The organism is Paenibacillus puldeungensis (assembly GCF_042678945.1).
Lineage (GTDB): Bacteria > Bacillota > Bacilli > Paenibacillales > Paenibacillaceae > Fontibacillus > Fontibacillus puldeungensis.
The window spans coordinates 87155-100741 of the sequence record NZ_JBHTLM010000014.1 but is presented as its reverse complement, the minus strand read 5'-3'; the positions used below and the strand labels follow the sequence as shown (position 1 = coordinate 100741).

The following is a 13587-nucleotide window of genomic DNA, read 5'->3' as shown; positions in this document are numbered from 1 at the left end:
CAATATATTGCATAAAAAGATGCTAACCGAAGGGAATGAAGGACCAGAGCGGCTCTTCTATACTGAAGATGTAGTCATTCCTTATGGGGGGTTAACGAAATGAAGAAAGCGCTTCATATTCTGCTGGTGGCCGCGTTGCAGGTGATATTATTGTCCGCTTGCAGCTCCGGCGGCAACGGCGGAGACACACCATCTGCCACGAACGGAGCCGGGAATTCCACAACGGCGAATAAGCCGGGGACACAGGAGTCCGCGAAGAAGGTGGAACTGAGAGTCATGTTGGGGCAGCCTCGCTTTAAAGAACAGTTTGAGAAATATTTCGATCAATTCAAGGCAAAAGAGCTGGCGGAGAAAAATATCGATGTTACGATCGAACTCGAAATGCCGAATCCGGAGCAAGCGAAGCAGGTGCTGCAATCCCGGCTTGCGTCCAATGACGCACCGGATATTTTCGACGTACACGCCAACGATCTAGCAACCTATAATAAGGCCGGCTATCTCGAGGATCTCTCCTCGCAGCCGTTTGTTAGCACGTTGTACGAGAGCGTGAAGAACACGGTCACCTTGGACGGTAAGGTCGTTGCATTGCCGATGGAGAGCTTGTCGTGGGGCTATCTCTACAACAAGAAAATTTTCGCAGATAACGGTATTACGCCGCCGCAAACGCTGGATGAAATGAAGGCGGTTGTCGAGAAGTTGAAAGCCAATAACGTGAAACCGTTCCTGCTGGCCTTTCAAGAGGCTTGGGTCCCGCAGTTGATGACAGCGCTTTCCTTGGGCGGCATCGTCTCCTCGGAGCATCCTGACTGGATCGATAAAATGAATAAAGGTGAAGCGTCCTACAAGGACGTGCAGGATATTTTCAACATCATTGATCTTATCATGGCCAACGGTACGGCGAAGCCGTTCGAAGTCGGAAACGAAGCCGGTTCTACAGATTTTGCGAACGGCAAAGCGGCCATGTGGGTGCAAGGGCCTTGGAACGCAGAAACGATTCTGAAGGTCAGCCCCGAGATGGAGTTCGGTGTAGCGCCGCTGCCTGTCAGCAACAACCCGGCGGGCACCATGATTAACCTATCCACGTCCACGTCCTTGGTTGTCTCACCGACAAGTCCAAATAAGGAAGTGGCGCTCGACCTGCTCAACTATATTCTTGACGAGAAAGACTCCTCCGCGTTCTTCGAAGGGCTAAAGTTTAACCCGGTTTCATCGGTTCACCATTACGAAGTATTTCCATGGGTCGACGAAGCTTCCAAATACGTGGAGCAAGGCAAGGCATATCAAGATCTCAAGCTGCCGAACGGCGTAACCGACGAGCAGGCGAAACTGCTGCAAAGCTATTTTACCAAAGAATTATCCAAGGAAGAATTCATTAAGACGATGGATCGTACTTGGGCTGCCGCCGTCAAGAACACGCAGTAAATGTCTTGGATAAGCGGGAGTGACAAAACATGTTCATGACGAGAAAACACAAGAAAACGGCGACACTGATCGCCTTCGTCTTTCCGGCGTTGCTGCTTTATGTAGTATTTACCATCGCCCCCGCTCTTGGGGGCGTATGGTATAGCTTGACGAACTGGAATGGTTTGAATCCATCTTACGATCTTGTAGGTTTGGCTAATTACATCGAGGCGCTGATGGATGACAAGTACTTTGTTGATTCGATCTGGTTTACCTTGAAATTCGTTCTTTATATGGTCGTACTTCAGAATGCCCTTGCACTTTTGCTAGCCGTACTTGTGGAGTCTCGGCGAAAAAGCAAGGTTTTGTTCCGGACGATCTTTTTTATGCCAAATATGCTAAGCCTAATCATCGGCGGGTTTATGTGGGTATTTATCTTCACCAAAGTATTGCCTTCGATCGCGGAGTCGACCGGGCTCACATTTCTTGACCAATCTTGGATTGGAGACCCGAGCCTATCGTTTTATTCGATTCTTATTTTATCGCTATGGGGCGGCGTCGGGTATTTGATGGTCATCTATATTGCAGCTCTGCAAGGCGTTCCAGAGCATCTGCGGGAAGCGGCTGCGATCGACGGAGCTCACGCGTTTCAAATTTTCCGGCATGTTACGCTCCCCATGATCTACCCTGCGCTGACGATCGGTGTGTTCCTGACCTTAAGCTCTTCCTTTAAGGTATTTGACGCCGTGTTTGCATTAACGGGTGGTGGACCGGGACGCTCGACGCAGGTGATTGCGATCAATATTGTAGAGGAAGCGTTTCGCTACCAGCAACGATACGGATATGCCAGCGCAAAAGCTATTATTCTGTTTCTGATTGTCCTTCTCATCACCTTGGTCCAGCTGTGGGTCATGAAGCGAAGAGAGGTGGAAGCATGACAGGAAACGGATCACTTCGGCGGAAAGCCGGAAATACGGTTACCGTACTGATTCTGGTCTGTGCCGCCATATTTACACTGTTCCCGATTTATATGGCCTTGCTGAACTCGTTGAAGACGGATGGCGAGATACTCAGTCAGATTCTGGCGTTTCCGAGCTCGATCAATTTCAGTAATTACGCTGACGCTTATCGGAAGATCGATTTTATGAACAGCTTTAAAAACACGATCGTTGTAACCGTCATCGGTGTTGTCGGCATCGTTCTGTTCGCTTCCATGGCGGGCTATAAAATGTCTCGCACCCCCGGTAAGCTCAGTGGTTTCTTTTTCGGATTGTTCGTGATGTCATCGCTTATTCCGTTTCATTCTATCGTCATTAGCTTGATGAAAATTTCGAAGGATCTTGGTGTGCAAGGGACGACGTATGGGTTGGGAGTCATTTATATGGGGCTCGGCGTGGCGCTCGCGATCTTTCTCTATCACGGTTTCGTAAAGTCGGTTCCGCGGGAACTGGATGAAGCCGCTGTCATCGATGGATGCGGGGAGCTTAGACTCTTCTTCGCTGTAATCCTGCCGTTGCTCTTGCCAATCACGGCCACCGTTGCCATCCTGAACGCACTGTGGATGTGGAATGACTTCCTATTGCCGCTTCTAATGCTGACCGATGACGACTACTACACACTGCTTATTTCAACCAACATGCTGTTTGGCGAATACAACAATGACTGGTCAGCGATTTTGGCTTCATTAATTCTTACGATGCTGCCGGTTGTCGTGCTCTATTTGCTGCTGCAAAAGTACATTCTGCGCGGGATCGCGGAGGGGGCGATTAAGGGTTGACGGTCGTTACTGGTTTTCTTAAAGCGGAAGGCAAAAAGCTTGTAAACGGAGATGGGCAAGAGATGCTGCTCCGAGGTGTCGGCCTTGGCAGTTGGCTTCTGCCTGAAGGGTATATGTGGTGTTTTCCGGATGCGGGCGACCGCCCGCGCCGGATCGAGCGCATGATTCAGGACTTGGTCGGGGCGAAGAGGGCGGCAGCGTTCTGGGAGTCCTATTACGAAAACTATGTTGCAAAGGCCGATATCGAAGCGATCCGGGCAGATGGGTTCAATTCCGTGCGGGTGCCGATCAACGCGAGGTTCCTGATGGAGAACGAGGAGCCGTTACGGTTTCACGAGGGCCATATTGCCCTTCTTGATCGTGTCATTACATGGTGCCGAGAGGCTTCACTTTATGTCGTATTGGACTTACACGGGGCACCCGGGGGACAAACCGGGACGAATATCGATGACTCCGAGAACGACAAGCCGGAATTGTTTATGGATGAGCGGAATCAGCAAATAACGATCGCGCTCTGGCGGATGTTGGCAGAGCGATATAAAGACGAGTGGATTGTCGCGGGGTATGATTTGTTGAACGAGCCGCTGCCCAACTGGTTCGCCCAATACAACGATCAAGTCATGCCGCTCTACCAAAAAATCATTCAGGCGATCCGTGAGGTCGATGATCGGCACATGATTATCTTGGAAGGCGTTCATTGGGCGACGGATTGGTCGATCTTTACGGAGATACCCGACAATAATGTTATGCTGCAATTTCATAAGTACTGGAACAACCCGGACACGGAAAGTATTCAAGCCTTTTTAGACAAACGAGACGAACTAAACGCGCCGATTTTTATGGGGGAGGGAGGTGAAAACAACTGCGATTGGTTTACCGGTGCATTCCGACTTTATGAGGATCATGACATCTCCTGGAACTTCTGGACGTGGAAAAAGCTCCATTGTACTAATTCCCCCTATTCTGTTCGCTTACCGGCAGGCTGGTCTTCGCTTGTCGAATATTTGGAGGGCGGCGCCAAACCGAGTCAGGCTTCGTCCGAGCAAATTCTCCGGGAATATCTCGAGAATCTCAAGTTGTCGAACTGTGACTATCAGCCACAAGTTGTGAATGCATTATTCCGGCGGCCAGCCATTCGGATTCCGGCCATATTTTACGGTTATCGAGGTGAAGGCGTCAGCTTCGAGGTGAAGATGAGACACGAGCATGGACTCGGTTTCCGCGAAAGGGATGGGACGGACATTCGATTCGTCGACAATGTTGATCGGGTGAAACCGAATTTTCAACATATGAAGGGCGAAGAGTGGCAGGCGGACGAATGGCTGTATGTTCGTCTGCATGAGAACGAATGGCTGTCGTATGATTTTACGCTCCGCGAGGCCCAGGTGATCCATGCGGATTACCGCCTTCGATCGGTCGGCGGCAATCAATTGATCTCCATCAACGACCAATTGACCGAGGTTGTTGCCTCTTCCGTGGGCGAATGGGAAACGGTGCGGATACCTCTCATGATTGAAGGGAAGAAGGGGGTAAATAAGATTCAAATGAAGGGGCAGAAACAACATCCCATCGACGTGCAGTGGATTTTGCTGACACCGGCTGATTGATTGGGAGTAGATGAACATAGGACGATTACTGAAAGAGGGAATGCCCATAAAAAGGCTGCACCAAGGGAGCGAGATTGGTGTTCACCTTAAAAACAGGAGGTAAATAATGAAAAACCTAAGACGGATATTAGGCGCTTTATTATCCATGTTTGTAGCCCTCGGTGTATTCGCAGACGCAGCCCGGCCCGACACGGCGCACGCAGCATTTGACTCCAGTGATTTCTTGAAAACCGATGGAAAGTACATCAAGAACAATAACGGTACCGGGGAGGTTATGAACCTCCGCGGCACGAATTTAGGCGGCTGGCTCACTTTTGAGGATTGGATGGCGCCCACGGGTGAGTTTGCATTCGACCGGACAGGGTGGACCGCTACGGCATCAACCAATAGTGCCAGTGCAGGAAATGCCATTGACGGCGACAATACGACGCGGTGGGGCACGGGAATTGCCCAGGCGAACGGTCAGTGGTTCCAAGTCAACATGGGGTACCAAGGCTATTTTAACCGTATTTATGTAAATGCCGCAGGGTTCACTGGTGATTATCCCGCAAGCTATAAGGTGCTCGTTTCGGGCGACGGTACTTCCTGGCGGAATGCGGCGAGCGGTACTGGAACCGCGCAAAATACAGTTATTCGCTTCGCCCCGCAGGTTGCGCAATACATTCGAGTAGAGCTGACCGGCGCCGGCTCGAATGGATGGTCGGTCGCGGAGTTTAACGTTTTCTCCGATCCAACCATGAACAATTCCGCTTTCACGGCTACCGCCTCTTCGAGCGGCTCCGGCACTTCGCCGGCTAATGCATTGGATGGAGATGTGAATACCCGTTGGACCAGCGGGACCGCGCAGTCTGGCGGGCAATGGTTTCAAGTCGATCTTGGCTATGGTCAGGACGTTTCTAAGGTTATCTTTGATGCCGGACCAGCCTCCAGCGGCGATTATCCGAGAAGCTACGAAGTGCTGGGCTCGTCCGACGGTGTTAACTGGACGAAGTATGCAAGCGCTAACGCGAACTCGAGGATCGTTGTCGCCGAGTTCTGGTGGTCGACATACATGCGGTACATTCGTATCGTGCAGACGGGTAGCCACAGCAACTGGTGGTCGATCTCGGATATTTCCATCTTCTCGAGCAACGCGCTAGAGCGTACCGGGTGGAATATAACAGCCTCCACGAGCGGTTCCGGAACGTCGCCGAACCATATTAAGGACGGCAATACTAGTACGCGCTGGACGACTGGAGCCGCGCAAAAGAACGGACAATGGCTTCAGGTCGACATGGGGGCGAGTATCCCGTTCAACCAGATTATTCTGGATTCGGAGAAAAACTCTACATCCGAGCAGGATTATCCGCGGAATTTCAAAGTGGAAGTTTCGCATGATGGTACGAATTGGACGACAGTCGCAACCGGCGAAGGGCGACGCAAAGCGACGCCAATCAACTTCCCTGGCGTGACGGCTCGTTACTTCAAAATTACACAGACGGGCAGTACCGCGAATTGGTGGTCGATCGGCGAATTGAATGTTTTTCTTAATAACGATGACCTTTCGATGAACGCCTCCTACAAACAACGGTTTGGCAACGCAACCGCGGAAAGTCTCGTGACGACACATCAGGATACGTGGATTCAGGAAGTGGATTTGGACCACATTTCTGACATGGGGCTGAACCTGATTCGTCTTCCGATCGGCTGGAACGAACTGCTGAACGAAGATGGCTCTTGGAAACCGAACGCTTGGACGAAAATTGACTGGCTAGTCGCAGAAGCGTCTGAGCGGAATATTTATGTGCTGCTTGATCTACACACGTTACCAGGCGGAAACTGCCCGTTCGCAAGCTGTGGCCGTTTTGGACCGAACCCGAACGAATTCTGGACGAATACGACGTATCAGGACTGGGTCGTTGACATCTGGGAAGAGATGGCGGCCCGTTACGAAGGCAATCCGACGATTGCCGGCTTCGACATTATGAACGAGCCGTTGATCGATTACGGCGAGGACAATGACGATGTTCATCAGAAGGTAGAATTCTATGATCGTGTATATGATGCGATCCGCGCAATAGACCCGGATCACACGATTTATATCGCGGCTTTCTTCGATTGGGGGAACATCGTACCGCCAAGTGTGAAGGGTTGGACGAATGTCATATACGAGGTACATCCATACGATATGCCTAATGGCAAGGATTGGAATGCGCAGAGCGCGTTGGTTGATAACAAAATCAGCGATATGGCGATCAAACAGAACGACTGGAATGTGCCCGTCCTTATGGGCGAATATTCGCTCTATCATTACGATGATGTGTGGTCGAAATTTATGGGCGGACTGAACGGAATTCATGGATCATGGACGAACTGGACCTACAAAGTCAGAGGGGATATGAACGAAGGGATTGGCGGCTATTGGGGAATGTATAACAGCAATCCTTCGCCGATTCCGGTCATTAATAACGACAGCGCAACCACGATCAACTCGAAGTTGCAGCAATTTGGCACGAACAATTTCCAGCCGAACGTGAGCTTTATAAATACAGTAAAGAAATTTGCACAAGGTCAACCGTTTATGGCGACCGTACCGCTCGATCAGACCGGCTGGACGGCAAGTGCATCCTCAACGGAATCAGGAGGGGCGGCTGTGAACGCCATTGACTGGAACACCGCGACGCGCTGGAGCAGTGGAGTGCCGCAAAAGAACGGTCAATGGTTTCAGGTCGACATGGGATCTAAAAAAGTATTCGACCAAGTTTCCTTTGAAACCAGAATCAATGAGAAATGGGATTACCCGCGAGGTTACCGGGTACAGGTATCCAATGACGGTACAAACTGGACGACGGTGAAGGAGGGGCAAGGCTTTGGCTGGAAGCAGGCTATTACCTTTGCGCCGCAGTATGCGCAGTATGTGCGTGTGGAGCAGACAGGAACCGCTCCAGACTGGTGGCAGATTGCCGAGTTCCACGTTTACTCCGTGCCAGCGCTGGACAATTCGGGCTGGACGGCAACAGCGTCGTCATCTGATACAGCCGGCAACGAGCCATCTCACGGTATTGACGGTAATGCTTCAACCTGGTGGGCTAGCGGCACATCTCAAGTGAATGGCCAGTCTTACCAAGTGGACTTTGGAAAAAAGGAGACGTTCAATCGAGTACTGATCGACGCTGGTTCGTTCACGACCGACTATCCGCGAGGCTACGATATCCAGGTATCTAACGATGGGGTGAATTGGACTACTGTGTCCAGCGGTACGGGGACTGAAGCAGCACTTCTCACCGAATTCATGCCGCAAACGGCGCGTTATCTGAAGGTGGTTCAAACGGGCAACTCGACGAATTGGTGGTCGATCACTGAACTTAAAGTTTACGGCGAGCTGGAAAAGAGCCGCAACGGCTGGACAGCATATGCTTCTTCGACGGAGTCGGGCGGTTTCACCAATAACGCTCTGGATGGCGATACGTCGAATCGATGGAGCAGTGGCATGGCACAGGCACCAGGCCAATCCTTCACAATCGATATGGGCTCCAAGCAGTGGATCAATCACATTGTAATGGATTCCGGTCCTAACACGGATGATTATGCGAGAGATTTTATTGTAGAGATGTCAACCGAAAATGTGAGCTGGAAGACGGTGGCGAACGGCGAAGGAACGGGTCCGGTTGTGACAGCCAACTTCCCGATTACCGAAGGTCGCTATATCAAGGTTACATTGAAACAAAGCTCGACAAGCTGGTGGTCAATTTCGGAATTTAGAGCATTTGAGTAAGTTCTATTTCCAACAATAGGAGGTTGCTATGAAAAACAGAAAAATGGCAAGTGGATTACGCAATTTGCTAAGCATAGCACTGATCGCCAGTTTGATATTTTCGACGTCAGCCCTATATTCGGCCAGTGCTAATGCCGATGCACCTCCCTATAAGGATCCGACACAGCCTGTTGAAACGCGGGCGACAGACCTGCTTTCACGAATGACGCTCGACGAAAAAATCGGTCAGATGCTGCAGGTGGAACGTCGAACAGCGACGCCAACTCAGGTAAAAGATCATTTCATTGGCTCCGTCCTAAGTGGCGGCGGCTCGACTCCGAATCCGAATACACCGACGGCGTGGGCGGATACGATCGATGCGTTCCAGACACAGGCCATGCAGACGCTGCTGCAAATTCCGATCATCTACGGAGTGGATGCCGTTCACGGTCACAACAATGTCTATGGAGCGACCATTTTCCCTCACAATGTCGGCCTTGGCGCTACCCGGGATACCGATTTGGTTAAACGGGTTGCTGCGGCTACGGCTAAGGAAGTCAGAGCAACAGGTATTCAATGGGACTTTTCTCCTTGCCTGTGCTCGCCGCAGGATATTCGATGGGGCAGAACCTATGAAGGCTTCTCGGAGAATCCATCAATCGTCGCAAAAATGGGTGAGGCCTACACGCAAGGTCTACAGGGCCTGCCGACGGACAGTAATTTCATGAAGGGCAGCAAAGTTGTCGGCAGTATCAAACACTGGGTTGGTGACGGCAATACATTGAACGGAGACGATCAAGGAAACATTACCTTGACCGAGCATGAACTGGATTCATATATTCAGCCTTACCGAGTAGCAGTTAGAGCTGGCGCAAGGACAGTCATGATTTCACTCACGACCTGGAACAACGTCAAGATGCATGCTCACCAGCACCTGATTTCAAAGATGCTGAAGGAGGATTTGAGCTTTACAGGTATGGTCGTGTCGGATTGGAACGGTACCACTTCGCTTGTTAACCAAGGTATTTATTCGAACTACTCTGATGCCCTGAAGAATACGGTCAATGCCGGCATTGATATGTTCATGGAGCCGGATAACTGGCAGCAATTCATCCCTACACTCAAAAACCTCGTCAATACGAATCAGGTTCCCCAATCCAGAATCGATGACGCCGTCCGTCGTATTCTGCGTGTGAAATTTGAAGCGGGTCTTTTCGAAGAGCCATATACCGACAGAAGCCTGATCAGCGGCGGAACGTTCGGTGGTACCGAGCACCGAACGATCGCAAGAGAAGCGGTTCGCAAGTCGGCGACACTGCTGAAAAATGAAGGACATATCCTGCCATTATCCAAGGATGCCAAGGTGTTTGTGGCTGGTGCCAAGGCCAACGACATAGGGTACCAATCCGGAGGCTGGACAATGACCTGGCAGGGTTCACCGGGCAATATTACACCGGGTACGACGATTCTTCAGGGTATCCAGAGCGCCGTTAGCCATTCTTCCAATGTCACTTATTCGCCGACAGGAACAGGCGCAGCGGGTAATGACATTGCGATCGTGGTCATTGGTGAATATCCTTACGCCGAGATGATGGGCGATGTGGGGACAGGACAGCCGATACCGGACCTGGAGCTCAGCAGCGATGATATCAAGCTGCTTAACAACGTGAAAAGCTCTGGCGTACCCATGGTTGTTATCATGCTTTCGGGCAGACCGATGATCATCACGAATCATCTGCCGGATTGGAAAGCATTCGTGGCGGCTTGGCTGCCGGGGACGGAGGGGAATGGACTGGCGGATGTACTGTTCGGCGACTATGATTTCACAGGCAAGCTGCCGCTATCCTGGCCGAGAAGCATGGCGCAAATTCCAGCCAACTCGAAGGATGCGAATTATTCGCCCCTTTTCCCTTACGATTTCGGCCTAAATGCTTCGGTTACGAATGTGAAAGAAGTACCAGGAATGATAGAAGCGGAAAACCACAACAGCGCTTCAGGCGTTCAAACGGAAGCAACGAGTGATGTGAACGGAGGTTTGAACGTGGGCTACATCGACACGAACGATTGGATAGAATATCGTGTGAATGTACCCGAAACGGGGGTGTATAAAGTGAGCATGCGGGTAGCTAGTCAAAATGGCGCCCCGAATGCGATCGAGCTGAGAAATGGATCAACCAACCTGGCGACCTTCAGCGTCCCTAATACAGGTGGGTGGCAATCCTGGGAGACTGTAACCCAGAATGTGACGCTGAACGCGGGCGTACAGACTCTCCGGCTTCATGCAAGCGCAGGCAATTGGAATTTGAACTGGCTGGAGCTAAGGCCGACGAATTCGACACCAGTAAACGGCAATTACCTGGTCAATCCTGGATTTGAGTCAGGCAGCACGACAGGGTGGGATCAATGGAACGGTGGTGTCCTTGCGCAAGCAGCTGATACAAGTTTCCCTTACTCAGGAGCTTATAAGTTAACACATTGGGCCTCCTCTGACTATCAACAACTTACAAGGCAGACGATTTCCTTGCCGAATGGAATTTATCGGTTCAGTGCTTGGGCTCGTTCGAGCGGAGGGCAAAAGGCGCTGCACCTGTATGCCAAGAACGGCAACAAGGAAGTTACGGCAGTCGTAGCATCGAATGCTTCGGATTACTGGAAGAAGTATACTATAGACAATATTGTCGTAGATACAGGACAAATTGAGGTAGGCGTATGGTCTAATGCCAACGCGAATAACTGGGCCGCGTTCGATCATTTTGAATTGGTTTCGGCCAACTAATTGAGCAACTCTGGCTCGTGGACAGTTAAAATTTATAATAAATGGGAATTAGGCTTTTTATGTGCCTCAGGGTGAAATATTTACACTCTCTATCTGTACTAGAAGAGATATAATGATGAGGAACGTTTCATTCCCAGCATTTATGAAAAGGAAGAATATGATGTCCAAACCCAAAATCGAACAACCTAAACTAACTCCCAATCTGGAAGAGGTGAAATTTGACGCTATCTATCTTGAGGAAGAACCGCAGCTTATGGAATGCAGAGTATGCGATGAGCAGGTCGATGGCACGGAGGTCGACAAAGCTTACTTGTCCAAAGTTGGTTTTAAGAACGTATCTTTCACGAGTTCCAAATTTCATCATATCGATCTGACGGATGCGATCTTTGAGAGCTGTAACCTGTCCAATGCATCTTTCAACAAAGGAATTATCAATCGGGTCATTTTTCGAGACTGCAAACTGTTAGGTGTAGATTTCTCGGAGTGTAATCTGGGAAATGTATGTTTCGAGAATTGCGATGTCAATTTGAGCAGCTTTGCGGACGCAAGGCTGAAGCAGGTGAGCTTTGATCACTCCTCCCTGAGAAGTGCGAATTATTACGGCTGTAAGCTCACGAAGGTATATTTTAATGACACCGATATAAACGATGTTGATTTTACGCAAACCTCCCTGAAAGGAATTGATCTTAGCACCTGCACCTACGAACGAATCAATGTTACGTTTCCAAGTCTTCAGGGGTGCGAGGTGTCTCCGGAACAGGCCATCGGTTTTTCCAAGCTGTTAGGATTAAAGGTAAAAAGTTAGTCTTCAAGCTTTTAACTTCAGGAGTTGGAGTCTCAAGCAAGCACAAGCAATCATAGTCAGCAAATAACCCAGTACCGTAAAAGGTACCGGGTTATTTCACCTTATCATTTAATTTTTTAGATACTCAAATCCTGATCTCCACGATGGGTATAGCGGCTTCCATCCGTAATCTGTGATGGCCCGGGCATTCAAAGCACCGCGCTCTCCCGGATTTCGGCCTGGACGATACTCGGGGACCGGCGCTTGCAGCAGCTCTGCATAGATCGGCAACCATTCCGTTCCCGCGGCAGGCTCATGGTCCACGATATTTACGGTACCCGTATCCCATTCCAACGCCTGTAGAGCTGCCCTGGCAGCATCTTCAACGTGGAGAAAAGAAGTAACTCCATCGCTGGAATGCATATCCCCGTTCATCACTTTTTGTGCGAGGGCCCCATTTTTGTCATACCAGGTTCCAGGCCCATAAAGCGTTCCGTAGCGCAAAATCACATGGTCAGGTATTTCGGACACCGCCGATTCCAGCGCGGCCACTCCGTCAATTGTCGTTTTCCGGGGGAAAGGCGCCTGATAATCCAGAGGGACTTCTTCAGCGGCCGGAGAATCCCCCGGCTCATAAGCCCATGAAATACTCTGCGCGATCATACGCTTTACACCTGCTGCCTGAGCGGCAGCTACCAAATTTCGCGTTCCTTCTTTTCTAATCTTGGAATTCTCCCCAAAATCCCAGCTGCTTAAAGAGGTTAGCTGATGGATGATCACATCCGGCTGTATTTCTTTTATGAGCGCATAGATCAATTCTTGATTAAAGACATCCGCTACGACAGGAATAGCGCCCATCGCTTGAATAAGCGCTTTGCGCTCCTGACGTCGAGTCATTCCAATCACGTCGTAGCCATGTTGAACGAGTAAAGGGAGAAGCATCTGCCCAATCGCTCCGGTGGCACCCGCAACTAATATTTTCATGTCTAGCCTCCTATTCTAAAAAAACTACCCTTAAACCAAGCGTAAAATATAGTTATCGAACTCTAAATCCATCTGCATGCCCATCCTTTCATACAACGCCTTTGCAGGATGATTCTCGATAGAAGTCTGGAGGCTGATCTGATTTGCGCGCTCCTCCTTGGCAAACTGAATGGCCTGCTGCATCAGGGCTTTGCCGACTCCTTGTGTCCGAAAAGAGGGAATGACAAACAGATCGTTTAAAACATACTTCCGCTGCATGCCAATAGACGTGAACAAGGGATAAAGCTGCATGAATCCGACCGGCTGCTCATCATCATAAGCGATAAAGATCGTCGATTCTTTCATTTGGACTCTGTCCCTGATAAAGGCTTTCGCACCGCTTAAGTCACTAGGCTGACCATAGAAAACCCGATACTGATCAAACAGCGGAGCAATTGCCGTAATATGCTGTACTTCGGCTTTAATGATTTTCAAGGCTTTCATCTCCTGAATCGGCTGTAAAATTTGCTTTTTCCTGCTGAGTTC

9 protein-coding genes are annotated in these 13587 nt (G+C 50.1%); 7 read left to right on the top strand and 2 right to left on the bottom strand.

Features of this window, described 5'->3' with window-relative positions:
- Window positions 1-99 precede the first annotated feature (99 nt).
- From ACFQ3W_RS18115 to ACFQ3W_RS18085, 7 genes are all read left to right on the top strand, one after another.
- Window positions 100-1422, top strand: a complete 1323-nt coding sequence (locus tag ACFQ3W_RS18115) for an ABC transporter substrate-binding protein (RefSeq protein WP_379320651.1) — start codon at window positions 100-102, stop codon at window positions 1420-1422.
- Between the two features lie 35 nt (window positions 1423-1457).
- Window positions 1458-2339, top strand: coding sequence for a carbohydrate ABC transporter permease (locus tag ACFQ3W_RS18110; protein ID WP_379320650.1), 882 nt, complete (start codon window positions 1458-1460; stop codon window positions 2337-2339).
- Entirely contained in the window at window positions 2336-3178 is an 843-nt protein-coding gene (locus tag ACFQ3W_RS18105; protein ID WP_379320649.1) for a carbohydrate ABC transporter permease, read from the top strand. The genes ACFQ3W_RS18110 and ACFQ3W_RS18105 overlap by 4 nt, the downstream gene beginning before the upstream one ends.
- Window positions 3175-4785, top strand: coding sequence for a glycoside hydrolase family 5 protein (locus tag ACFQ3W_RS18100; RefSeq protein ID WP_379320648.1), 1611 nt, complete (start codon window positions 3175-3177; stop codon window positions 4783-4785). The genes ACFQ3W_RS18105 and ACFQ3W_RS18100 overlap by 4 nt, the downstream gene beginning before the upstream one ends.
- Before the next feature lie 106 nt (window positions 4786-4891).
- Complete coding sequence (locus ACFQ3W_RS18095) at window positions 4892-8539, top strand: discoidin domain-containing protein (RefSeq protein ID WP_379320647.1); 3648 nt, start codon at window positions 4892-4894, stop codon at window positions 8537-8539.
- Window positions 8540-8567: 28 nt separating this feature from the next.
- Entirely contained in the window at window positions 8568-11294 is a 2727-nt protein-coding gene (locus ACFQ3W_RS18090) for a glycoside hydrolase family 3 N-terminal domain-containing protein (RefSeq protein WP_379320646.1), read from the top strand.
- A 142-nt stretch (window positions 11295-11436) separates the two neighbouring features.
- Entirely contained in the window at window positions 11437-12099 is a 663-nt protein-coding gene (locus ACFQ3W_RS18085) for a pentapeptide repeat-containing protein (RefSeq protein WP_379320645.1), read from the top strand.
- Between the two features lie 108 nt (window positions 12100-12207).
- Here the strand turns inward: ACFQ3W_RS18085 and ACFQ3W_RS18080 are convergent, their stop codons facing one another.
- A complete protein-coding gene (locus ACFQ3W_RS18080; RefSeq protein ID WP_379320644.1) occupies window positions 12208-13062 on the bottom strand; it encodes an NAD-dependent epimerase/dehydratase family protein in 855 nt (284 codons plus the stop codon).
- Between the two features lie 30 nt (window positions 13063-13092).
- Window positions 13093-13536 carry a GNAT family N-acetyltransferase gene (locus tag ACFQ3W_RS18075; protein WP_379320643.1) on the bottom strand — a complete coding sequence of 148 codons (444 nt, stop codon included), beginning with the start codon at window positions 13534-13536 and terminating at the stop codon, window positions 13093-13095.
- Between the last annotated feature and the right edge of the window lie 51 nt (window positions 13537-13587).